Genomic DNA, 22,264 nt, shown 5'->3' on the forward strand with positions numbered 1-22,264 from the left:
CCGGCTTCACACCGCGGTCCCGGCGCGACCGGCCGCTCCTCCACGGCGTGACCGCCCCCATGCCGCCGACGCCCGCCGTCCACCACCATGTCCCCCATGAACCGCACCCCTGACAGCGACCCGCCCGCCGGCCCCGGCACCCCCTCCGGACTGCCGGGCCCCGTCGCCTTCCAGCTCGTCCTCCTGCGCCGGATGGCCGACCACCACCCGGACCTGGTCGAGGACGCGCTGCGCACCCTGGAGGTCTCCCGCGCGGACCTGCGTGAGGCCAACCGCCGCTGGCAGGCACGGATGCACGCCCCGCGGGCGCCCGGCGGCATCCAGCCTTATCGTGCGCTGCTCGGCACCCCCGAGGCCGTCGCCCCCCGCCGGATCGGCGATCTCACCTGCGAGGCCGTGACCTGGCCCGTCCCGCTCTGGCCCGGCCTCCGGTTCGAGGTCCTCACCGCCGGCCGGGGCACCGTCTGGAACGCCTGGCTGGTCCGGGCACCCGGCGCCACCGCCCCTGACCTGCGTACGACCGCGGATCTGCGGCCCTGGTCCTGCACGGTCGACGAGGTCGCCCGCGCCTTCGCCCCGGCCCGCCCGATGGAGGGCAGCGCCCCCACCCGCTGGCGCCTGGCCTGTACCGCCCCCGGCCCCGACGGCACCCCGCAGGACATCGTCCCCGAATTCACCTGGGGTCTGTACCAGCGGCTGACCGGCTGAGGCGCCCGCCGCAGCGGTTCGCCCGCCGCCTCACTCCGCTGCCGCAACCCCCCGTCACCCGTCCCCCGAGCGGACCTCCCGACAGGCGGCCGGCCGCCCGCGACCGGAGGATGACGCACAGCGGCTCCTCGCGAACGGGCCGCCCGAGCGCTCCGTCCACACCGGCCCGTCGGGGAGGAATCACCCATGAACATCAGCCTCGCCCAATTGCGCCGCTGCTCGGCCGCCATCGACGTCGGCGCCGCCCGGACCAGGGTGTATGTGAAGAACCAGGGGCTGGTCGTGGACGAACCGACCGTCGCCGCCATCAACACCCGTACCGGGGCGCTGCTGGCCGTCGGCGCCCAGGCGGAGGTGATGGACGGCCGCACGCCCGACTACATCCGGGTGGTGCGCCCGGTCTCGAACGGCACCATCGTCGATATCGACATGGCGCAACGGCTGCTGCGCACCCTGGTCGGCGACAAGCTGCGCAAGACCTGGCGGCGGCGCCCCTCGACGCGAGCCGCGGTCTGCCTCCCGCACGGCAGTGAGCCGCTGGCGCAGCGGGCCGCCGTGGAGACCCTGACCGGGCTGGGGGCGCGGCGGGTGGAGCTGGTCGACACCCTGGTCGCCGCCGCGGTGGGGACGGGACTGCCGGTGGAGCAGCCCGAGGCCACCATGATCATGGTGTGCGGCGCGGGAACCACGCAGGTCGCGGTGCTCTCCCTCGGTTCGATCGTGGCGGCGGAGACCGTGCCGGTGGGCGGCAACGCTATCGACCATGCGGTCATCCAGCATCTGCGGCTGCACCACGAGCTGATGCTGGCGGGTCAGGCCGTCCGTCCGCTGCAGATGGTGCTCTCCGGCGGTGACGGACTCACCCCCGGCTCCACCGAGGTGCACGGCCGGGACCTGGTCAGCGGCATGGCGCGCTCCGTACATGTCGACACCGAGCGGGTACGGGATGCCATCACCACCCCGCTGACCGCGATCCTCGACGCCATCGGGGCCGTCCTGCGGCGCTGCCCACCGGACCTGGTGGCCGACCTCGGGGAGCGCGGCATCGTGCTCGCGGGCGGCAGCGCACTGATCCCCGGCCTGGAGCCGATGATCCATCAGGCGACGACCATGCCGGTGCACACCGCGGACCGCCCCGACATCTGCGCCGTCATGGGGCTCGGAGCCATGATCGAGGGCAAAGTACAGCCCCTGCACCTCGACCCGATGGCGCCCTAGGGGACCGGACCCGGCCCGCCCTCATCCCTCCCCGCCCTCAGAACCTCGTCCCCAAAGACTGCGCCCTCACAGACGTCGCGCGTTCCAGGCCACCACCGCGGGGCGGTCGTGCTCGGTCCCCAGCACGCCCACCGTCCCGGTCTCGAAGGTGAAGAGCCCGCCGGCGGCGGCCGGCAACCCAAGACGGCGGGCGGCCAGCACCCGCAGGAAGTGCGCATGCGCCACCAGCACCACATCGCCCTCCTCGGCGGCGAGCCGGGGCGCGATCCGCGCCAGCACCCGGTCGGCGCGCGCCCCGACCTGCTCGGGCGACTCGCCCGGATGTGCCGCGGGCCCCTCGGCGACACCGTCGGAGAACAGATACCAGCCGGGCCGGCCGCAGTGGATCTCGGCGGTGGTGACGCCCTCGTAGCCGCCGTAGTCCCATTCCCGCAGGTCGGCGTCGATCTGCGGACGGGCGAGGCCCGCCAGCTCGGCGGTGCGCAGCGCCCGCTGCATCGGGCTGGCGTACACCGGCCCGATCTTCCGGTCCGACAGCAGCGGCCGCAGAGCGCGGGCCTGCTCCTCACCGTCCACGGTCAGCGGCAGATCGGTCCAGCTGGTGTGCCGGCCGTCCCTGCTCCACTCGGTCTCGCCGTGCCGGACCAGAAGGAGGTCGCTCACGAGCTCTGCGCCTGCTGTCCCTGTTCGCCCTGCGCCTGCTCGGCCTGCTGGGCCTCGGCGACCGACGCCCGGACCTCGTCCATGTCCAGTGCGCGGGCCTGGCCGATGACGTCCTCCAGGGCCTCCGCGGGCAGCGCGCCCGGCTGGGCGAAGACGGCGATGTTCTCCCGGACGATCATCACGGTCGGGATGGACTGGATCTGGAGGGCCTGCGCCAGCTCGGGCTGCGCCTCCGTGTCGACCTTGGCGAAGACCAGGTCGTCGTGCGTCTCCGACGACTTCTCGAAGACCGGGCCGAACTGCTTGCACGGCCCGCACCACTCGGCCCAGAAGTCGATCAAAACGAAATCGTTGCCGGAGACGATTTCGTCGAAGTTTTCCTTGGTGAGCTCGATGGTGCTCATGCGAATTTCCCTGCTTCCGGTCTGTCGACGATTACCAGTCGGTCTCCGGCTGCGGCAACGGGAACATCCCGTGACGTATTCCGCGCGCCGGACCGTCCCGCACCCCTGCCCACCGATCACGTTCCTAGACATCCCGATTCACGTGGGGCTCGCCACGCCGTCCGCCGCCCTCCCGGCGCGGCGCCCACCAGGCCTCGCCGCCCCCTGCGCGGGGGCGCCGGCCCGGCTTCCCGCCGCGCACAGCGCCCCTCTGCGGCCGGTGCGGCAACCGTCGGCCGCCGCGCCCCGGCCGTACTCCGGCCTCCACGCCGCACAGGGCGCAGCCGGCTACCCCTTGGCCTTTCCGTACTCGGTCGCCATACCGCCCGCGAAGTCGTACACGACGACCTGCTCGTCCCCGACGACCCAGGCGTCGTGACCGGCCGGGCAGACGAAGACGTCGCCGGGTCCCACTTCGGACTCCGCGCCGTCATTCATCCGGATCCGCATACGGCCCTGAACCATGAAGCAGTTGTGGTGGATCTCGCAGCTGTCCGTCCCGGCGAGCGGGCGCACCGACTCCGACCAGCGCCATCCGGGCTCGAAGGTGGCCACGGCGAAGTCCAGTCCGGTGAGGTGCAGGGCTTCGAGGTGACCCCGGGGAAAGTCGCGCCGCTCATCCGGCTTGTCGACCGTCTTGACTTCCATCAACATGAGGGCTCCCTCCTGCCACCCCCCTGGTCGTGCCTGCCTGCCCCCTGGCCCTTCCATCTGGTCCTTCCATGGTGCGCCGCGGCCGCGCACCCGGCCACCGGTGAGGCCGCCCCCACCGGGGCCGCCCGGCCGGGTTGTCGCCGTGGAGGTGCGATGGCGCGCAACCGCCTCCTCCGGCGGCTAGCATCCCGAAAGGACCGCAAGAACGGAGCACTCTTCTGTGCGTCATCTGCGCGTAGGCGTCGCCATCTTGACCATGGGGAACCGCCCCGCCGAGCTACAGGCCCTGCTGGATTCGATCGCCAAGCAGGACCTCCAGCCGGCGCACATCGTGGTCATCGGAAACGGCTCGCCGCTCCCCCCGCTGCCGCACGGCGCGAAGGGCGTCGAGCTGACCGACAACCTCGGCGTCTCCGGCGGCCGGAACGTCGCCCTGGACGAGCTGCGCAAGCTCGGAGACCTCGACCTGGTGGTCGACCTGGACGACGACGGCCTGCTGATCAGCCCCGACGTCTTCAGCCGGCTGGCCGAACTGCACAGCCGTGAGCCGGAGTTGGGGATCGTGAGCTTCCGCATCGCCGACGAACTGGGCCGCACCCAGCGCCGCCACGTCCCCCGCCTGCGGGTCGGCGACCCGGGACGCGGCGGCCTGGTCACCACCTTCCTCGGCGGCGGACACTCGCTGTCCGTGCCGATGCTGGACAGAATCGGCGGCTGGCCCGAGGAATTCTTCTACGCACACGAGGAAACCGACCTCGCCTGGCGGGCCTTGGACGATGGCTGGACCATCCGCTACGCACCCGAGCTCGTGCTCCAGCACCCCTACACCTCCCCCACCCGGCACGCCGTCTTCCACCGCATGGTCGCCCGCAACCGCGTCTGGCTGGCCAAGCGCCACCTGCCCGCCCTCCTGGTACCGCTCTACCTGGGCGTATGGGCAATACTGACGGCCGCCCGCACCCGCTCCGTGCCCGGCATCCGCGCCTGGGCCGCAGGCTTCGCCGAGGGCGTACGCACCCCCTGCGGCCGCCGCCGCCCGATGCACTGGCGCACGGTATGGCGCATGACGAAACTGGGCCGGCCACCGGTCATCTGACGGCCGACGACCACGTCACCGGCAGCCGATCCCATAGTCCTAAGGGCGCGTGCGGGCCGCTGCGAGCCGTCCCGGTCGCTCCTATTGGTGGGCGGAAGCCGACCGCGGGGTGCGCCGTTTGACGGCCTGGTAGCCGATCGTGAGGACGGTGAACCACACCGCCCATGCGTACAGACCGAGCCGGGTGTCGCTGGAGAGGGCCATCAGCACGAAGACGAAGACGAGTGAGGCGAGGGCAATCCAGTTGGTGACCGGGGCGCCGGGCAGCCGGAAGTCGACACCGGGCAGGAGCCCGGCGCGCACCTTGGCCCGATAGCGCAGGTGCGCAGCGAGGATCATGGACCATGTCCACAGTCCGGCGCACGCGCTGACCGAGGTGATGTAGACGAATGCCTTGTCCGGGGAGATGGCGTTGACGACGATGCCGACGGCCATGACCAGGATGGACAGCACCACTGCGGGTACCGGAAGTTGGCGGTCGCTGAGTTTCGTCATGGCTTGTGGGGCCTCGCCGTTGACTGCCAGGCCGCGGATCATCCGGCCGGCGGAGTAGATTCCGGAATTGCAGGCGGACAGGGCGGCGGTGAGAACGACGAAGTTCATGATGCCGGCGGCGCCGGGGATGCCTACGTTGGCGAAGACCTGGACGAAGGGGCTGACGCCGGGGGTGTACTCGGTCCAGCTGAGGACGGACAGCAGGATGATCAGTGCACCGATGTAGAAGACGGCGATGCGGATCGGAAGCGTGTTGATCGCCTTGCGGAGGGTCTGCTGGGGGTTCTTGGCCTCGCCGGCGGTGACGCCGACGAGTTCGACGCCCAGATAGGCGAAGACGACGCCCTGCATGGCCAGCATGGACTGCCAGGCGCCGTACGGTGCGAATCCCCCGTCGGCCCACAGGTGCCGGACGGAGGCGGTGTGCCCGAGGGAGGAGAAACCGAAGGACAGTACGCCGATGCCGATGACGATCATCGCGATGATCGCGACGACTTTGACGGTGGAGAACCAGAATTCCAGCTCGCCGAAGAGCTTGACGGACACCAGGTTCGCGACGAGCAGCACGCCCAGGGCCACCGCGGCCGTGGCCCAGACCGGGACGGCGGGCCACCAGTAGGCGATGTAGTGGCCGGCGGCGGTCACCTCGGCCATGCAGGAAGCGACCCAGGCGGCCCAGTACGACCAGCCGGTGACGAAGCCTGCGAACGGGCCGCAGAACTCGCGCGCGTAGTCGGCGAAACTTCCTGAGGCGGGGCGATAGGTCAGGAGCTCACCCAACGCCCGCATGATGAGGAAGATGACGATGCCTGCGGCCGCGTAACACGCCACCAGGCTCGGCCCGACCATGGCGATGCCTGTGCTGGAGCCGTAGAAGAGCCCGGTGCCGATCGCGCCTCCGATGGCCATCATCTGAATCTGGCGAGCACTGAGCCCGCGCCGATACCCTTCTTCCGGCGCGGTTTCAGCGGCCTCGTCACTGATCCGGCCTTGGTCAACCTCCGCTGAGGTCATGACGGTGTCCCTTTCGCTGCGGGTGTGTCCGGGCCTTGTGCACGGATCGGGTGCCGGGTCCCCATCGGCGGGGCATCGGGTGCTGCCGCTGTTCCGTACGGAAGCGCTGCTCACCCGGCCGAGTGGCCGACCTCCTGTCCGAGGTCGATGGCCATGCCCCTGTGTGGGCTGCTGTCGTTTCCTCGCTATGCGGTGCCTACGGCGCGCAGCACCGTGAGTGCGAGGGTGCGGGCCACGGCAGCGATCTCGGGGACGCGGACCTGTTCCCGGGTGCTGTGGGCCAGCCGCACGTCGCCAGGCCCGAACTGCAGGGTCGGGATGTCGGCCGCGGCGTAAAGCCTCAGGTCGCTTCCGTAGGGCGCGCCGCGTTCGCGCACCTGCGGCCCGCCGACCGCGTCAGCGTGCGCTTCCCGGACCAGAGCCCCGAGCGGATGGCCCGCGGGCAGTCGGCCGCTCGCGAACCGGCCGCCGGGCCAGGTCACGATCGCCGGGTGCTCGCGCAGCCAGGGATCTTGTGCGCAGGCCTCGGCCACGCAGGTCTCGAAGTCGGCGACCGCCTCGGCCGGATCCTCGCCGAGGGCAACGCCCAGCCTGCCCTCGGCGATGAGGCGGTCCGGCACGCTGCTTGCCCAGTCACCTGCGCGGAGCGTGCCGACGGAGAGTGCGTACGGGGTGGTGTACTCCGCCATCAGCGGGTCGGCAGCCATGTTGCGCCGGGCTTCCAGGCGGGCGAGCGCCTGGTGGACGGTCCAGTACGCCTCGATGGCACTGACTCCCGCGTCGCGCGTGCTCGCGTGTGTGGCCTGGCCGGGGACCTCGATGCGGAAGGTCAGCGCGCCGGCGTTCGCGGTCACCAGCGTGCCGCTGGTCGGCTCGGCGATGAGGCACGCATCGCCGGTGTGTCCGCGCCGGAGGGTGGCGAAGGCTCCGAGCCCGCCGTCCTCCTCACCGACGACGAAGTGGAGGGCCACCCGACCGCGCAGCCTGGCTCCGCTGGCGCGAAGAGCCGCCAACGCGGCGAGATTGGCGACCAGTCCGGCTTTCATGTCGCAGGCACCGCGGCCGTGCACGACGTTCCCGGACACTCTCGGGACGAAGGGATCGCCGTCCCATTGCCGGAGGTCGCCGGGCGGGACGACATCGACGTGCCCCTGAAGGATCACGGTCGGCCCGTCACCGCCGTCCGGTGTGGTCGCCACGAGCCCCCAGGCCTCCTCGCGCGGTGCCTCGGTCCCGGGGAAGTCGGGGTGCGCGCGCACGGCGGGGAGGTCCACGGGCCACAGGTCGACATCGAGGCCCAGCCGGTCCAGTTGCCCGGCCAGCAGGTGCTGCATCTCGCTCTCGGCGGCGCTCCCGGTCACGCTCGGGACCGCGAGAAGCTCCAGCAGCATCCGGGCGATGGCGGTCTCGTCGATCTCCTCCAGGGCAGCGCGCTCCCCCGCACTGAGCACTGCTGTCATGTGGTCACTCCCGTCGTTGCGGCTCAGCGAATAACCACGGATGCTATGTTCGCGCCCAGACGCAAACAATCGCTATATCTTTCCTTGCAGTATCGATTTCTTGCTTATTTACGCCTGACGTGGAGATTTTCTTCGCTTCGCACAGGTCGTCTCTCCCGGGGAGGTAGCAGCGTGGACGCTGTCGACGAAGAGATCATCCGTTGCGTTCTGCGGAACGCCCGCAGTACCTATGCCGAGATCGGTGAAGCGGCCGGGCTGTCCGCGCCCGCTGCCAAGCGCCGACTCGACCGGCTCGTCGCCACGGGCGCAATTCGCGGGTTCACCGCGCTCATCGACCCCCAGACACTGGGGTGGCGGACCGAGGCGTTCGTCGAGGTGTACTGCAGGGGCAATCCCTCTCCCGCCGAACTGCGACGGAATCTGGACGAGATCCCGGAAGTCGTCGAGGCGTGCACCGTCTCCGGCGCGGCGGATGCGATGCTGCACATGCTCGCCGGCGACATCACGCACCTGGAGCAGGCCATTCAGCGGGTCCGTGAGGCCCCGGTCATCGACCGCACCGAGAGTGTGATCGTGCTCTCCCGTCTGATCAACCGGCCACGGCTGTAGGCGACTTGCCCTTTCCGGACGATCCCGCCGGCACGGTCCGTCAGCTGCTGGACGGCGCTCCCGACGCTGGGTGATCCTGGCCGGCAGAGTCACCGGCCGAGGTGATCGCCGAGAAGGATTCCGCGCCACCGTGCCCGGCCTGGATCCGCTCGGCCTCGGTCCGCAGCTCGGCCAGCAGCTGGCCGGCGCTGACGGCCGTGGTGGTCCGCAGCACCGCGACACCGATCTGCCGGGCCAGCACCGGTCCGTCGACCGGTCGGATCGCGATGTCCCTTCGGGGACTTCCCAGTCCCAGACGCGGGACGAGCGCGACGCCGACACCTGCGGCGACGAATCCCTGCAGCACCCCGTAGTCGTCGGTTCGCATGACCCGCACGGGTTCGAAGCCCTCCCGTGCGCAGGCCCAGGACAGCAGGCGGTCGCACGGGTCCCAGTCGGTGGTGCCCATGATCCAGCCGTCCTCGCGCAGTGCCGTCAGCGGGACGCGTTCCCGCCCCGCCTGCGGATGGTCGGCAGGCAGCACCAGCAGCAGGGGGTCCTCGACAAGCGGATGGACGACGAACTCCTCCCCCAGGTCGAGTGGGTCTCCCGGCTGGGAGAAGACCAAGGCCAGATCCAGTTCCCGGGAGCGAAGCGCGGCAAGCAGTGCAGGCAGTTCTCCCTCGCGCAACGTGATATCAACTCCCCTCTGGTGGAGGGTGCGGACGGCCGGGGGGAGAAGCAAGGCGCCGGCCGTGGGGAACGTTCCCACGTGCAGGGTCATGGTGCCGCGCTGGACCAGGCCACGGATCTCCTGCTCGGCGAGCTTGACGCGTTCCAGGACCGCCTCCGCGTGCGGCAGGAGCGCCTCTCCGACCTCGGTGAGGACTGCACCACGGGGGCCTCGGTGGAACAGCGGCGCACCGAAGTGCGATTCGAGGGTCGTGAGGTGGTACGTCACCGTCGGCTGGGTGTAGCGGAGTGCTCGGGCAGCGCCGGCGAGGGAACCTTCGTGGGCGATGGCGCGCAGAACCTGGAAATGGCGCAGTTCGAGCATGGCAGGCCAGTCTTCGGAGGTGGGCGGAGCTATAGGATTTCTCTGGAGCCATCCATAAAAACAGAGTATTCCTCTCAGCGATGTTCCTTGTGACGCTGCGACGTGTGACCTACCGAACCACTCGCACCGCCCAGCACACCGCCCCCTACGCCGAGGCCGTCCACGCCTTCGCCCGCGAGGACTGGCTGCGGCTGAACGTCCCCGGGCACTCCGCCGACACGCTGCACTTCGGCCCGCTCGCGCAGCTCGTCGGCGACGTCCCCCTACGGCTGGACCTGCCGCCGCTGCTGGAGGGCATCGACCTCGGCACCCGCAGCCCCATGGACGAGGCGCTCACTCTGGCGGCAGATGCCTGGGGCGCACGCAGGACGTGGTTCCTCACCAACGGCGCCTCCCAGGGGAATCGGATGGCGACCCTGGTCACCCGGGCACTCGGCGAAACACTGATCGTCCAGCGCAGCGTCCACTCCAGCGTCATCGACGGCCTGGTCCTCTCCGGCCAGAAGGCCGCCTTCGCCTATCCGTCGGTCGACGCCGACCTGGGCATCGCGCACGGGGTGACCCCGGCCGACCTGGCCCGGGCCATCGCCGCCCACCCGGAAGCGGCCGCCGCCTACCTGGTGACGCCCAGCTACTTCGGCGCGGTCGCCGACGTACGCGCCTGCGCCGACGTGGCCCACGCCGCGGGTATCCCGCTCATCATCGACGAAGCCTGGGGATCGCACTTCGGCTTCCACCCCGAACTCCCGGCGAACGCCCTCGCACAGGGTGCCGACATCGCCATCTCCAGCACCCACAAACTGGCCGGAAGCCTCACCCAGTCCGCGATGCTGCACCTCGGCGAGGGACCCTTCGCCGACACCCTGGAGCCCCTGATCCAGCGGGTCTTCCACGTGACGCAGTCGACCAGCGCCAGCGCACTGCTCCTGGCTTCTCTCGACGTGGCCCGACAGACTCTCGTGACCGGCCAGGACCGGATCAGTGCCTCACTGGAGGCAGCGGACAAGATGCGCTCCCAGGTCCGCTCCGCCGACCGGTTCCGCGTGGTCAGCGACGACTTCGGACGCATTCCCGACATCGTCACCACCGATCCGCTGCGGGTAGCGATCGACACCCGGGCCGGCGGCATCTCCGGGCACGAGGCCCGACGGCACCTGATGCGTGATCACCGGATCATGGTCGAGGTCGCCACCGACGCGGCCATCGTCGCCGTGGTCGGCGCAGGCGCGGCGCCCGACGTCGACCGCTTCACCGAAGCCCTGCACGCCCTCCCGAGCCCGCTCGGCGAACAGGCTCCGGCGGACCGACTGCGTCTGCCCTCCCCCGGTGCCCTCAAGATGACCACGCGTGAGGCGTTCCTCGCGCCCAGCCGCACCGTGCCGGCCAACGAGGCCGTCGGGCGGATTTCTGCAGACACGCTCGCCGCGTACCCGCCCGGCATTCCCAACGTCCTGCCCGGAGAAGTCATCACCGCGGAGCTCGTCGAGTTCTTCCACCGCACCGCGGCAGCGCCCAACGGTCACGTACGGGGCGCTGCGGACCCGGCCGTGACGACGCTGCGCGTCGTGGACCGGGAGTGTCATGAATCAGGCCCTGGCGCGGATTCGGTGGTGACGAAGGGAGAGCGGCGAATGTGAACACCGCAGGCGGGCACCAAGGAGCGAGGGGGGTCAGGAGGCGTTGCCGCTGAGGTGGCGCATGGCCAGACCGGGCAGGTCCTGGCTGAGCGTGTCCCAGTCGTTGTCCGGCGCCACCGCGAGGGGGGTGGTCACTCGCCACTCCAGGATTGCCTGCGCCGCACGCACGGCCAGGGCGACCCGGCGCCTGTCGATCTCGTCCGGTCGGCCGGGGTGGGCCAGGATGACGTCACACAGCTGGGTGAACACTTCGTGGAGCTTGCGGAGGGCCGCGTTGTCCTGGACGGGCTGCGCGGCGTTGCGCAGGGCGAACTCGCGGATGAGGTCCGCATGGTCGCGGAATGTGCCGACCATGCCGGAGACGCATCGGGCGACCACGTCCTGGAAGTCCGCTGACACTTCGGTGACCGCGGTGCGGTTGGCCTGGTGGCGGGCGATGAGCTGGTCCAGCCACCGGTCCTGCACCGCGGCCAGAAGCGCGTCCTTGCCCGCGAAGCGGCTGTAGATGGTGCCGACGGCCACCTCGGCGCGCACCGCAACGTCGGCGATGGTCAGCGCGGCGGCGCCTCGTTCGGCCACGAGTTCCTGGGCGGCACCGAGGATGCGTTCCATGGCGGCGCGACTGCGCTTCTGTTGCGGAGGCCGAGGGGTGCTGTCGGTGGTCACATCGTCGATTGTCGCATTCGAGACCAGTACATGAACCTGAACTCAGATTCATGTATGTTGGATCTGCCCACTCCTCGCCGGACACCGTCCTACCGCACCCGCGGGTGGAAGGAATGGCCATGCCGCCTGTCACGTACCACCCGCTCCCCACCCAGGACCTGTTCCGCCGCAACGCCGAACGGATCAAGAACAAGCCCCGCGCCAAGCACTTCAACGGCGGCCTTGACCGGGCGCGGGCCTTCGCCTGCGAACTCCTCCTCGACCAGATCGAGTTCAGTCATCTGTCGACCTTCCTCGCCGGCATCTTCGCCGAGTTCGGCCAGCAGCCCGCATGGCCTCCTGCACGGTAGGCCGTAGAGGGTCGATCACTGCGTCGGAGCATCGTTACCGGTCGGCGAGATCGGCTGCTCCGGTTGGCGCACGGCGCCAGGAGGGCAAAGAAGATCCACCGCTACGTCAAGAGGTTCACATGGCATCTGCCGCCCTGAAGACGGCACTCATCAACGTCCGGGTATTCGACGGCCACCGGTTGACCGACCCCACGACCGTCGTCATCGACGGCAGCACGATCGGCACCGACGCCGGCGGCGCCCGGACCCTCGACGCCGGCGGCGCGGTGCTGCTGCCCGGCCTGATCGACGCCCACGTCCACCTGCACGGCCCGGACTTCCTCGACCAGCTCGCCGACTGGGGAGTCACCACAGGCCTGGACATGGCGAACTCACCCGAGCAACTGGCCTCGCTGCGCGACGTACCCGGCACCGCCGGCATCCGCAGCGCAGGCACTCCCGTCATCGGCCCTGGCGGTCCCCACTCCCGCTTTCTGGCCGAAGACGCCGTCATCCGCGACGCCGCGCACGCGGACCGGTACGTCGTCGACCGGATCGCCGCCGGTTCCGACTACCTCAAGATCATTCTGGAGGCGCCCGGCGAAGGCGGTCCCGAAGCCGCAGCGGCCACAGCCCTCGTCGCGGCCGCACATGCGCGGGGAATCCGGGTGATCGCCCACGCCTCCTCACACGGCGCCTTCACCATGGCCCTGGACGCCGGGGCCGACATCGTCACCCACATCCCCCTGGGCACGCCGCTGGACCCCGCGGCAGTCGAGCGCATGAGCTCCCAAGGACACATCAGCGTCCCGACCCTGACCATGATGGAAGGCATCGCCACCGCGCGCGGCGATGAGAAGGCATTCGCCGGTTCCATGGCGAGCGTCGCGGCCCTGCACCGCGCGGGTGTGCCCCTACTGGCCGGCACCGACGCCAACACCCAGCCCGGCGTGCCGTTCCAGGTACCGCACGGGACAAGCCTCCACCACGAGCTGGAGCTGCTCGTGACCGCCGGACTGACTCCCACCGAAGCACTACGCGCCGCCACCAGCCTCCCGGCCCGGCACTTCGGCCTCACCGACCGTGGCGCGATCGCCCCCGGCCTGCGCGCCGACCTCGTCCTGGTCGAGGGCGACCCCCTCGCCGATATCCGCGCCACCCGCGCCCTCACCCGCGTTTGGTGCGGTGGCATCGAGCACCCCGTCGCCGATGCCTGACACGAGATCACCCACATGAACGCAACGGCGCCGGGATCTCCTTACGGCTGCCCGACTCCACCGCGAGCGCCGGATCAGTCAGCCCCGGCTCCACTCGATCATCCGGTCCCTCATACCGCACCCAGCGGCGCTTTCCGCGCCCGCGCCATCCGACGCACGGCCGAGGTCCCTTTCGGGCGCCTCGTGTCCACTGGCGCGTCCACGGGACCTTAATCGGGCAACAAAGAGAGGGCCGCCGCGATGCTCGCGGCGGCCCTCGACGGTGCGCTTACACAGGTCAGATCAAGTTTTCACTGACCCACATGAGTGGGGCGGGTGGGACTCGAACCCACGGCCGACGGATTATGAGTCCGCTGCTCTAACCGGCTGAGCTACCGCCCCCCACGGCGCGTCGCGCACATTTGTGCGCGCCGTCTGCCGCAGCATAGCCGCTCATACGATCTGCTGCCCGTGAGGGCTGCCGTCGGGCGACCACGCACGCCCAAGAGGACCGCGATCACCGGGGGTTCGGTTCCATGGCACAAGAAAAAGGACCCCTCGCGGGGTCCTCGTTCTCTCTGCTCCCCCGACTGGACTCGAACCAGTAACCCTCCGGTTAACAGCCGAATGCTCTGCCAATTGAGCTACAGGGGACCGAGCTCCCCCGACTGGACTCGAACCAGTAACCTGCCGGTTAACAGCCGGCTGCTCTGCCAATTGAGCTACAGGGGATTGCTCTGTGTGCCTCGAATGCGCCGCTGTCCGGGGGAACCGGACGGCGCGCGCTCGCTGCGACACATACATTAGCGCAAGCAGGGGGGTGCTCCGCCAATCGGTATCGCCTCAGGTCACCTCGGGTGATCTGCGGCCCCGGAGGGTAGGCGCGCGGCACAGCCCGGCACTCCGGTGGCGTACCGGCACCGGACGGGAACCGACGAGAGGGAAGGGTGGAGCAATGCGCTACCGGCTCACGTTCATCGCGGGACTGGCCACCGGGTACGTGCTCGGCACACGAGCCGGCCGGGAGCGGTATGAACAGCTCCGCAAGGCCGCCCAGCGGGTCTCGCAGAATCCGGCGGTCCGGAACACCGCCGAGTCCGCCGCGCTGACCGGGCGGGACGCGGCCTCGAAGGCGTTCGGGACGGTGTCGGCCAAGGTCGGGGAACGGATGCCGCACGCCGTCAGCGACCGGGTCCGTTCGCTGCGCGTGCAGCGCGGCTCCGACGAGGACGAGTGGGGTACGAGCAATACCTGAGCCGGGGGGAAAGAGCTCGGCCGGGCCACCCCCGGCCGGGTAAACCCTGACGCTGTCCTTATGGGTCTCATGCGGCATCATCTGGAGTCATGGGGATAGTCGCCGGATTGGACAGTTCGTCCGAAAGCACACGGATCGTCGTCTGCGATGCGGACACAGGTGCCGTTATCAGGCAGGGGTATGCGCCGCACCCTGTCGAGAAGGGGCCCGAGGTCGATCCGCAGGCGTGGCTGATCTCCCTCGGTGAGGCGGCGGGCCAGGGGCTGCTCGAAGGGGTGCAGGCGATCGGCGTCTCGGCGCAGGCGCACGGCCTGGTGCCGCTGGACGTCGAGGGCAACCTCGTCCGGCCCGCGCTGGTGGGCAATGACAAGCGGGCGCAGAGCGCGGCCGCGGATCTGATCGACTCGCTCGGCGGGCGCAGCGCCTGGGCGCAGGCCGTCGGGGCGGTGCCGCAGGCGACACATCCGGTGACGAAGATGCGCTGGCTGGCGCGTACGGAGCCGGCGCATGCGGCCCGGATCGCGGAGATCATGCAGCCGCAGGACTGGCTGGCGTGGCAGCTGCTGGGGCGGCCCGCCCGGCGTACGACGGACCGGGGCGGGGCCTCGGCGACCGGCTTCTGGTCGGCGGCGACCGCGGCGTACCGGCCGGATCTGGTGGAGCTGGCGCTGGGCCATCAGGTGCGGCTGCCGGAGGTGCTGAGCCCGTCGGGGACGGCCGGGTTCACCCCGGAGGGGCTGCTGATCTCGGCCGGTACGGGCGAGACGATGGCGGCGGCCTTCGGGCTCGGGGTCGGGGAGGGCGACGCCGTGGTGTCGCTGGGTGCCTCGGGGTCGGTGTTCGGGATCCATCACGAGGCGCTGGCCGACCCGACCGGGACGATCACCTCGTTCGCGGACGCGACCGGCCGGCATCTGCCGGTGGTGCACACCAGCAATGCGGTGCGGGTGCTGCGCGGTGCGGCGGAGATGCTGGGGACGGACCTGGAAGGGCTGTCCGAGCTGGCCCTGAAGTCGTCGCCCGGTGCGTACGGCATGGTGCTGCTGCCGTATCTGGAGGGTGAGCGGACGCCGCATCTGCCGCACACCGCCGGGTCGTTGCACGGGATGCGGCGGGAGAGCATGCGGCCGGAGCATCTGGCGCGGGCGGCCGTGGAGGGCATGCTCTGCGGGCTCGCGGACGCGCTGGATGTGCTGCGCGGGCGGGGTGTGGCGGTGCGCCGGGTATTCCTGCTGGGCGCTGCGGCGGACCTGGGTGCGGTGCAGGCGGTCGCTCCGGGGCTGTTCGGCGTGTCGGTCGTGGTGCCGCAGCCGGGTGACTACGCGGCGCTGGGCGCGGCGCGGCAGGCGGCCTGGGCATGGGGGGTGGCACACGGCACGCTCACGCCGGCCCCCGGCGCGGAGGCCGGGCCGGGCGGCCAGAGCCCCTGGATCGATCCGCCGCAGTGGCCGGCCGCGGCGAGCCAGGTCTTCGAGCCGGGCGAGGAGCTGCCGGTCGGCCGGGCCGTGCGCCAGCAGTACATGGCGGTGCGGGACGAGGCCCATCCGGGGGCGTTCCAGCGGGAGGCGTGAGGCGTGGCGTGACGTGCCGTGCCTTCCAGGCGGGAGATGCCGCGTACCGTGCGGGGCCGTGGGTGTCAGTCCAGGTAGCCGCGGAGCTGGTCGGCGAAGGCGTGGTCGCGGAGCTTGCCGAGGGTCTTGGACTCGATCTGCCGTATGCGTTCGCGGGTGACGCCGAAGATCCGGCCGATCTCCTCCAGGGTGCGCGGGCGGCCGTCGGCGAGGCCGTAGCGGAGCTGGACGACCTTGCGCTCGCGCTCGCCGAGGGTGGACAGGACCGCGTCGAGGTGCTCGCGGAGCAGCAGGAACGCGGCGGATTCGACGGGTGAGGCGGCGTCGCCGTCCTCGATGAGGTCGCCGAGCGCGACGTCCTCCTCCTCGCCCACGGGGGCGTGCAGCGAGACCGGCTCCTGGGCCAGCCGCAGCACCTCGGTGACGCGTTCCCCGGTCAGGCCGAGGTGGGCGGCGACCTCCTCGGGGGTGGGTTCGTAGCCGCGTTCCTGGAGCATCCGGCGCTGGACGCGCACCACGCGGTTGATCAGCTCGACGACATGGACCGGGACGCGGATGGTCCGGGCCTGGTCGGCCAGGGCGCGGGACATCGCCTGGCGGATCCACCAGGTGGCGTACGTGGAGAACTTGTAGCCGCGGGCGTAGTCGAACTTCTCGACGGCGCGGATCAGGCCGAGGTTCCCCTCCTGGACGAGGTCGAGCATGGTCAGCCCGCGGCCGACGTAGCGCTTGGCGACGGAGACCACCAGGCGCAGGTTGGACTCGATCAGGCGGCGCTTGGCCATCCGGCCCAGGACCACCAGCCGGTCGAGGTCGACGGCGAGCCGGGTGGAGAGGTCGGGGGTGTTGGTGAGCTTTTCCTCGGCGAAGAGACCGGCCTCGACGCGGCGGGCGAGCTCGACCTCCTCGGCGGCGGTGAGCAGCGGGATCCGGCCGATCTCGCGGAGGTACTGGCGGAAGAGGTCGGAGGACGGGCTGCCCGCCTCGGGGCGCGGCACCGGTTCCGAGGTGATCTCCTCGATGAGCATCTCGGCGGCGGGGGGTTCGGCCTGCTGCGGCACGGTGAGCGGTTCCGCGGCCGGATCCGTGAGCGGGTCTTCGGCGGCCGGCGCGTCGGCGAGGGTCTGGGTCTGCACGGGGGCGACCTCCAGGGTGATCGCTGCTGAGGCGGCAGAAAGGTCGGGCACGGTTGCGGCCGAGCCGCCGTCCGTCCCGTACATCAAGAGCGGTTCCGCGGGGGTTTCCGGTGGGGGACGTCCGGGACCGCCGCGCTCCGAGGACTCAGGCACCGCTTCTCAGTGTGGAGTACGACACACGCCTGCTACGAGGGGCGTGCGAGCACTTTTTGAGTCCGTTCTGTGACCGGACGGCTACCGCGGGGTGGGTAAGGCGGTGCTTAGGGGGACACCCCCTAGGGGCGGGGCCGGGGCTACAGTGCGGCGGCGCCGCGCTCCCGCAGGGAATGCCCATACTGCTGGAGCACCAAGAGTTCCTGCTGGATGGCAGCGAGCTCATCAGGGGCGGCACGCGGGCCGAGACGGTTGAGTGTGCTGTGAATTTCTGCGACGCGCCTGTTTACGGCTGCGAGCCGGACAGCTACCAATTGGACGCCGGCATATACCTCATCGGGATCGCGGCGGATGTGCAGCGTCTCTACTGCCAGCTCTCTGATCGTTCTGCGAACCGTGTCATCAGGTGCTGCATCCAGGACTCGGGTCATGTAGTCGTTGTCAGCGGCACCGGCGCCGCCCGCCTCTTCGATGCATTGACGGACCGTGGCGTACGGCGGGGCGGTGAACTCATCGACCCCGAATGCGTCGAACAACGGGGAAACCAGGTCAGGCCTCTGCAGAGCCACCTTGAGGAGCTCACGCTCAACGCGATGAGAAGGACTGCGCAGGTTCAGGGCAGGGCCACTGGGCCCAGAAGACTGCCGCGGTGCCGGCGGCTGCGGGGCAGAGTTCCGCTGACGACCCGCTCCCTGGTCGGGCGCCTTGCCCCGCTCACGCGCCCAGCGTGCGAACTGGGCAATTCGCTGAACCACGAATTGGTTGTCTGTCACGTAGCCCAGCAGGCCAGAGAGCATCACGGCGTACTTATGCCGAATGGACAGGTCCTTGATCTGCGCCACGATCGGAGCGGCGGCTTCAAGAGCCGCGGCCTGCCCCTCAGGTGATGCGTCGTACCGAGAGACCACCGAACGGATCGCAAACTCGAAGAGGTGTGTGCGTCCCTCGACGAGTTGCCTTACGGCATCGTCGCCCTTCGCCAGGCGGAGATCGCAGGGGTCCATCTGGTCTGGGCTGACAGCGATAGACGTACGCGCGGCGAACTTCTGGTCGTCCTCGAAGGCGCGCAGGGCGGCCTTCTGGCCTGCGGCGTCGCCGTCGAAGGTGAAGACGACCTCGGAGCCGGAGTGGTCCATCAGCAGGCGGCGGAGGATCTTGATGTGGCCCTCGCCGAAGGACGTACCGCAGGTGGCGATGGCGGTGGTGACACCGGAGAGATGGCAGGCCATCACGTCCGTGTAGCCCTCGACGACGACCGCGCGGCTGGTCTTGGCGATCTCCTTCTTGGCGAGGTCGATGCCGTAGAGGACATGGGACTTGCGGTAGATGGGGGTCTCGGGGGTGTTGAGGTACTTGGGGCCGTTGTCGTCGTCGCGGAGCTTGCGGGCGCCGAAGCCGACGACCTCGCCGGCGATATCGCGGATCGGCCACATCAAGCGGCCGCGGAAGCGGTCGATGGGGCCGCGGCGGCCCTCCTGGGAGAGTCCGGAGAGGACCAGCTCCTGGTCGCTGAAGCCGCGGCCGCGCAGGAAGCGGGTGAGGTGGTCCCAGCCGGCCGGGCTGTAGCCGACGCCGAAATGCTGGGCGGCGGACTGGTCGAAGCCGCGCCCGGCAAGGAACTTGCGGGCGATCTCGGCCTCGGTGCCGTCCAACTGGTCGACGTAGAACTGCGCGGCGGCCTTGTGCGCCTCGACCAGGCGGGTGCGCTCGCCCTGCTGGCGGCCGGGGGTGTAGCCGCCCTCCTCGTAGCGCAGGGTGATGCCGGCCTGGGAGGCGAGCCGCTCGATGGTCTCGGCGAAGGAGAGGTGGTCGATCTTCATGATGAAGTCGACGGTGTCGCCGCCCTCCTGGCAGCCGAAGCAGTGGTAGAGGCCCTTGGCCGGACTGACGTGGAAGGACGGGGACTTCTCGTCGTGGAAGGGGCACAGGCCCTTGAGGTTGCCGCCGCCGGCGTTGCGGAGCTGGAGATACTCGGACACGACGGCGTCGATCGGGACCGCGTCCCGTACCGCCTTCACATCGTCATCGTTGATCCTGCCTGCCACGCGTGAATTCTACGGCCGGGGTCGGACAGTCCGGGCCGGGAGTCGTCCGGGAGCGGCGAGGTCGGGATCGGCGGGCGGCGAGGGCGGGCCCGGCGGGCGGCGGAGGCAGGCCCGGCGGGCGGCGGAGGCGGGCCCGGCGGGGCGTATGGCTCGGGCGGCGGGCGGCGGGCGGCGAGCGGCGAGCGGCGAGGGAATTTCCGGCGAGCGCTGACGGCTACCCCCCCCCACCCCCGAACCCACCCCCGCCCCCTCCCCCGAAGGGGGAGGAGGGGGAGGGGGCGGGGGAGCACCGCAGGGCGGGCGAGCAGCCGCAGCGGAACAGCCGCGGAGGAGCAGCCGCGGAGGAGCAGCCGCCGCGGAACAGCCACAGGGGACCAGCCGCACGGGACCAGCCACCGCCCCACCCCGCTCACCCCATGAGCTCCAGAAACCGCTCCACCCCCACGTTGCCGCCCGAGATGATCACGCCGACGCGGGGTGGCAGCGGGTCGATGCGGCCGGCGAGCAGGGCGGCCAGGGCGCTGGCGCCGCTGGGTTCGGTGACGATCTTCAGTCGTTCGAAGGCCAGCTTCATGGCCGCGCGGATCTCGTCGTCGCTGACCAGGACGACCGAGTCGAGCAGCCGTCGGTTGACGGAGAAGGTCAGCTCGCCGGGGCTCTCGACGGCCTGGCCGTCGGCGATGGTGCGCGGGACGGGGATGGTGACGGGGTGGCCGGCGGCCAGGGAGCGCCGGGTGTCGTCGCCGGCCGCCGGCTCCACGCCGATCATGCGGATGCCGGGCGCCAGGGCGGTGGCGGCGAGGGCCGAGCCGGCCATCAGCCCGCCGCCGCCGACCGGCGCGAGCAGCGCGTCCAGCGGCCCGGTCTCCTCGATCAGCTCCAGGGCGGCGGTGCCCTGGCCGGCGATGACGTGCGGATGGTCGTACGGCGGGATCAGGGTGAGCCCGCGCTCCTCGGCGAGCTGCCGGCAGACCGCGTTGCGGTCGCCCGTGTAGCGGTCGTAGCGGACGATCTCGGCGCCGTATCCGGCGGTGGCGGCCACCTTCGACGCCGGGGCGTCCTCGGGCATCACGATGACGGCACGGCTGCCCAGCTCCCGGGCGGCCAGGGCGACGGCCTGGGCGTGGTTGCCGGAGGAGTAGGCGGCGACCCCACGGGCGAGCTGCTGCGCGGACAGCCGGGAGAGGGCGTTGTAGGCGCCGCGGAACTTGAAGGCGCCGACCCGCTGGAAGTTTTCGCACTTGAGGTGGATCTCGGCGCCGACCAGCGCGTCGAGGGTCCGGGAGCGCAGCACGGGCGTGCGGTGTGCCACGCCCGCCAGCCGCCGGGCGGCGTCCCGGACGTCGTCGAACGTGACGACCGGGACGTCGGTGCTGCCGGGGCCGGTGGGACCGGTGGGGCCGTCGGGACTCGGTGTCATGGCCGCACGCTACGGGAGCAGCGCGGCCAGCGGAACCTCCGGATCGGCCAGGGCCCCGGGCGCCAACGGTGCGCCGGAGCGGATCAGTTGCTGGATGGACTCGGCGACGTCCCAGACGTTGACGTTCATCCCCGCGAGCAGCCGGCCGTCCGCACCGAGCCAGAAGGCGATGAACTCCCGCTTGGCGAGGTCCCCGCGGCAGACGACCTGGGCGTACGAGCCGGGCGGGGCGTAGCCGGAGTACTCCATGCCGACGTCGTACTGGTCGGAGAAGAAGTAGGGGATGCGGTCGTAGCTGACGTCCTGGCCGAGCATGGCGCGGGCCGCCGCCGGGCCGCCGTTGAGGGCGTTGGCCCAGTGTTCGACCCGCAGGCGGGTGTCCTGGGGGGTGTCCTCGGAGAGGGAGAGCGGGGCGGCGGCGACGTCGCCGGCGGCGTAGATGTACGGGTCGGAGGTGCGCAGTGCGGAGTCCACCGCGATGCCGCCGCCGGCTGCGCGGTCGACCAGGTCGAGCCCGGCCTGGTCGGCGAGGGCGGTGCGCGGGGCGGCGCCGATCGCGGCGAGCACGTCGTGGGCGGGGTGTTCCTCGCCGTCGTCGGTGCGGACGGCGAGGACCATGCCGTCCTGTCCGACGATCTCGGTGAGGCGGGCGCCGAAGTGGAAGCGGACGCCGTGCTCGCGGTGCAGATCGGCGAACAGGCCGCCGAGTTCGGGGCCCAGGACGCCGTGCAGCGGGGTCGGGGCGGCCTCGACGATGGTCACCTCGGCGCCGTAGGTGCGGGCGGCGGCGGCGACCTCCAGGCCGATCCAGCCGGCGCCGGCGATCACGAGGTGGCCGTTGTCTCGGCCGAGGGAGGCCAGGACGCCGCGCAGTCGTTCGGCGTGTGCGAGACGGCGCAGGTGGTGCACGCCGGCCAGGCCGGTGCCGGGGATGTCCAGGCGGCGCGGTTCGGCGCCGGTGGCCAGCAGCAGCCGGTCATAGACGATCAGGGTGCCGTCGCCGAGGCGGACCGTTTTGGCCTCGGGGTCCAGATGGACGGCGGGCTGGCCCAGGTGGAGTTCGATCTGTGCCTGGGCGTACCAGGCGGGTTCATGGACGAAGACGCTGTCGCGCTCCTCCTTGCCGAGCAGGTACCCCTTGGACAGCGGGGGGCGCTCGTACGGGTGGTCGCGCTCGTCACAGATGAGGATCACCCGGCCGGTGAAGCCCTCCGAGCGGAGCGTCTCCGCGGCCTTCGCTCCGGCCAGGCCACCCCCGACGATGACGAACGTCTGGTGTGCGTCGACCACTTGCTTCCTCCTCGTTGCGGTGCCGTACGTCCGCGTCCGCGTCCGTAAACGCCCCCGATATACCCCCGGATTCCTCTCCCCCGTTGATGTACGGGGCGCCGCCGGGGTTCCCGTTCGCCGCCGATCGGGCTCTCCCGTGTGCCGTGGCCTGGGTTCGCTGTGCGCTGTTG

The 22,264-nt window shown here is 70.9% G+C and carries 20 protein-coding genes and 3 tRNA genes; 9 read left to right on the plus strand and 14 right to left on the minus strand.

What is annotated here, in order from left to right:
• Positions 1–96 precede the first annotated feature (96 nt).
• Together BKA18_RS11475 and BKA18_RS11480 are read left to right on the plus strand one after the other, a co-directional pair.
• Positions 97–708 carry a hypothetical protein gene (locus tag BKA18_RS11475; RefSeq protein ID WP_366043044.1) on the plus strand — a complete coding sequence of 204 codons (612 nt, stop codon included), beginning with the start codon at positions 97–99 and terminating at the stop codon, positions 706–708.
• A gap of 186 nt (positions 709–894) precedes the next feature.
• Positions 895–1,926, plus strand: coding sequence for a rod shape-determining protein (locus BKA18_RS11480; RefSeq protein ID WP_006605802.1), 1,032 nt, complete (start codon positions 895–897; stop codon positions 1,924–1,926).
• 66 nt (positions 1,927–1,992) lie between these two features.
• On the opposite strand, the gene BKA18_RS11485 is transcribed toward BKA18_RS11480, so the two are convergent.
• From BKA18_RS11485 to BKA18_RS11495, 3 genes are all read right to left on the minus strand, one after another.
• Positions 1,993–2,589, minus strand: a complete 597-nt coding sequence (locus BKA18_RS11485) for a histidine phosphatase family protein (RefSeq protein ID WP_366043045.1) — start codon at positions 2,587–2,589, stop codon at positions 1,993–1,995.
• Positions 2,586–2,993, minus strand: coding sequence for a thioredoxin (trxA, locus tag BKA18_RS11490; RefSeq protein ID WP_006605800.1), 408 nt, complete (start codon positions 2,991–2,993; stop codon positions 2,586–2,588). The genes BKA18_RS11485 and trxA overlap by 4 nt, the downstream gene beginning before the upstream one ends.
• A 327-nt stretch (positions 2,994–3,320) precedes the next feature.
• Positions 3,321–3,683, minus strand: a complete 363-nt coding sequence (locus tag BKA18_RS11495; protein WP_006605799.1) for a cupin domain-containing protein — start codon at positions 3,681–3,683, stop codon at positions 3,321–3,323.
• Between the two features lie 223 nt (positions 3,684–3,906).
• On the opposite strand from BKA18_RS11495, the gene BKA18_RS11500 reads away from it, so the two are divergent.
• Entirely contained in the window at positions 3,907–4,782 is an 876-nt protein-coding gene (locus BKA18_RS11500) for a glycosyltransferase family 2 protein (protein ID WP_366043046.1), read from the plus strand.
• 81 nt (positions 4,783–4,863) lie between these two features.
• Here the strand turns inward: BKA18_RS11500 and BKA18_RS11505 are convergent, their stop codons facing one another.
• Positions 4,864–6,291, minus strand: coding sequence for an amino acid permease (locus BKA18_RS11505; protein WP_366043047.1), 1,428 nt, complete (start codon positions 6,289–6,291; stop codon positions 4,864–4,866).
• 185 nt (positions 6,292–6,476) lie between these two features.
• On the minus strand, positions 6,477–7,751 hold the full coding sequence (locus BKA18_RS11510; RefSeq protein ID WP_366043048.1) for an ArgE/DapE family deacylase: 1,275 nt from the start codon (positions 7,749–7,751) through the stop codon (positions 6,477–6,479).
• 171 nt (positions 7,752–7,922) lie between these two features.
• On the opposite strand from BKA18_RS11510, the gene BKA18_RS11515 reads away from it, so the two are divergent.
• Positions 7,923–8,360, plus strand: a complete 438-nt coding sequence (locus BKA18_RS11515; RefSeq protein WP_366043049.1) for an Lrp/AsnC family transcriptional regulator — start codon at positions 7,923–7,925, stop codon at positions 8,358–8,360.
• Between the two features lie 40 nt (positions 8,361–8,400).
• Here the strand turns inward: BKA18_RS11515 and BKA18_RS11520 are convergent, their stop codons facing one another.
• Positions 8,401–9,396, minus strand: a complete 996-nt coding sequence (locus BKA18_RS11520; protein WP_366043050.1) for a LysR family transcriptional regulator — start codon at positions 9,394–9,396, stop codon at positions 8,401–8,403.
• A gap of 104 nt (positions 9,397–9,500) precedes the next feature.
• Here BKA18_RS11520 and BKA18_RS11525 point away from each other — a divergent pair, with 104 nt between their 5' ends.
• Positions 9,501–11,033 carry an aminotransferase class I/II-fold pyridoxal phosphate-dependent enzyme gene (locus tag BKA18_RS11525; protein ID WP_366043051.1) on the plus strand — a complete coding sequence of 511 codons (1,533 nt, stop codon included), beginning with the start codon at positions 9,501–9,503 and terminating at the stop codon, positions 11,031–11,033.
• 33 nt (positions 11,034–11,066) lie between these two features.
• Here the strand turns inward: BKA18_RS11525 and BKA18_RS11530 are convergent, their stop codons facing one another.
• Positions 11,067–11,699, minus strand: a complete 633-nt coding sequence (locus tag BKA18_RS11530; RefSeq protein ID WP_366043052.1) for a TetR/AcrR family transcriptional regulator — start codon at positions 11,697–11,699, stop codon at positions 11,067–11,069.
• Between the two features lie 119 nt (positions 11,700–11,818).
• On the opposite strand from BKA18_RS11530, the gene BKA18_RS11535 reads away from it, so the two are divergent.
• A complete protein-coding gene (locus BKA18_RS11535; protein ID WP_366043053.1) occupies positions 11,819–12,049 on the plus strand; it encodes a hypothetical protein in 231 nt (76 codons plus the stop codon).
• Between the two features lie 119 nt (positions 12,050–12,168).
• The gene (locus BKA18_RS11540; protein WP_366043054.1) at positions 12,169–13,245 is read left to right on the plus strand and encodes an amidohydrolase family protein; all 1,077 of its coding nucleotides are present in this window, start codon (positions 12,169–12,171) and stop codon (positions 13,243–13,245) included.
• Between the two features lie 307 nt (positions 13,246–13,552).
• Here the strand turns inward: BKA18_RS11540 and BKA18_RS11545 are convergent.
• From BKA18_RS11545 to BKA18_RS11555, 3 genes are all read right to left on the minus strand, one after another.
• Positions 13,553–13,626, minus strand: a tRNA-Ile gene (locus BKA18_RS11545).
• Between the two features lie 179 nt (positions 13,627–13,805).
• Positions 13,806–13,878, minus strand: a tRNA-Asn gene (locus tag BKA18_RS11550).
• Between the two features lie 5 nt (positions 13,879–13,883).
• Positions 13,884–13,956, minus strand: a tRNA-Asn gene (locus tag BKA18_RS11555).
• Positions 13,957–14,179: 223 nt separating this feature from the next.
• Between BKA18_RS11555 and BKA18_RS11560 the strand changes: the two genes are divergently transcribed.
• Positions 14,180–14,479: a hypothetical protein gene (locus BKA18_RS11560; RefSeq protein WP_006605790.1), complete on the plus strand. Its 300-nt coding sequence runs from the start codon at positions 14,180–14,182 to the stop codon at positions 14,477–14,479.
• Between the two features lie 89 nt (positions 14,480–14,568).
• On the plus strand, positions 14,569–16,050 hold the full coding sequence (locus BKA18_RS11565) for an FGGY family carbohydrate kinase (protein ID WP_366043055.1): 1,482 nt from the start codon (positions 14,569–14,571) through the stop codon (positions 16,048–16,050).
• Positions 16,051–16,115: 65 nt separating this feature from the next.
• Here BKA18_RS11565 and BKA18_RS11570 read toward each other — a convergent pair whose 3' ends face one another.
• The 4 genes from BKA18_RS11570 to BKA18_RS11585 all read right to left on the minus strand — a co-directional run bounded on the left by BKA18_RS11570 (position 16,116) and on the right by BKA18_RS11585 (position 22,094).
• Positions 16,116–17,339, minus strand: a complete 1,224-nt coding sequence (locus BKA18_RS11570; RefSeq protein ID WP_366043056.1) for an RNA polymerase sigma factor — start codon at positions 17,337–17,339, stop codon at positions 16,116–16,118.
• A gap of 140 nt (positions 17,340–17,479) precedes the next feature.
• Positions 17,480–19,384: a DNA primase gene (gene dnaG / locus BKA18_RS11575; protein WP_366043057.1), complete on the minus strand. Its 1,905-nt coding sequence runs from the start codon at positions 19,382–19,384 to the stop codon at positions 17,480–17,482.
• A gap of 409 nt (positions 19,385–19,793) precedes the next feature.
• A complete protein-coding gene (locus BKA18_RS11580; RefSeq protein ID WP_366043058.1) occupies positions 19,794–20,804 on the minus strand; it encodes a threo-3-hydroxy-L-aspartate ammonia-lyase in 1,011 nt (336 codons plus the stop codon).
• Between the two features lie 9 nt (positions 20,805–20,813).
• Complete coding sequence (locus tag BKA18_RS11585; RefSeq protein ID WP_366043059.1) at positions 20,814–22,094, minus strand: NAD(P)/FAD-dependent oxidoreductase; 1,281 nt, start codon at positions 22,092–22,094, stop codon at positions 20,814–20,816.
• Positions 22,095–22,264 lie beyond the last annotated feature (170 nt).

Source organism: Streptomyces auratus (assembly GCF_050433025.1).
Lineage (GTDB): Bacteria > Actinomycetota > Actinomycetes > Streptomycetales > Streptomycetaceae > Streptomyces > Streptomyces sioyaensis.

Excerpts from the sequence above, each read along its gene's own strand:
- BKA18_RS11475 (WP_366043044.1), top strand. The coding sequence starts at position 97 with ATGAACCGCACCCCTGACAGCGACCCGCCCGCCGGCCCCGGCACCCCC.
- BKA18_RS11480 (WP_006605802.1), top strand. The coding sequence starts at position 895 with ATGAACATCAGCCTCGCCCAATTGCGCCGCTGCTCGGCCGCCATCGAC.
- trxA (WP_006605800.1), bottom strand. The coding sequence starts at position 2,993 with ATGAGCACCATCGAGCTCACCAAGGAAAACTTCGACGAAATCGTCTCC.
- BKA18_RS11505 (WP_366043047.1), bottom strand. The coding sequence starts at position 6,291 with ATGACCTCAGCGGAGGTTGACCAAGGCCGGATCAGTGACGAGGCCGCT.
- BKA18_RS11510 (WP_366043048.1), bottom strand. The coding sequence starts at position 7,751 with ATGACAGCAGTGCTCAGTGCGGGGGAGCGCGCTGCCCTGGAGGAGATC.
- BKA18_RS11520 (WP_366043050.1), bottom strand. The coding sequence starts at position 9,396 with ATGCTCGAACTGCGCCATTTCCAGGTTCTGCGCGCCATCGCCCACGAA.
- BKA18_RS11535 (WP_366043053.1), top strand. The coding sequence starts at position 11,819 with ATGCCGCCTGTCACGTACCACCCGCTCCCCACCCAGGACCTGTTCCGC.
- BKA18_RS11540 (WP_366043054.1), top strand. The coding sequence starts at position 12,169 with ATGGCATCTGCCGCCCTGAAGACGGCACTCATCAACGTCCGGGTATTC.
- BKA18_RS11560 (WP_006605790.1), top strand. The coding sequence starts at position 14,180 with ATGCGCTACCGGCTCACGTTCATCGCGGGACTGGCCACCGGGTACGTG.
- BKA18_RS11565 (WP_366043055.1), top strand. The coding sequence starts at position 14,569 with ATGGGGATAGTCGCCGGATTGGACAGTTCGTCCGAAAGCACACGGATC.
- BKA18_RS11580 (WP_366043058.1), bottom strand. The coding sequence starts at position 20,804 with ATGACACCGAGTCCCGACGGCCCCACCGGTCCCACCGGCCCCGGCAGC.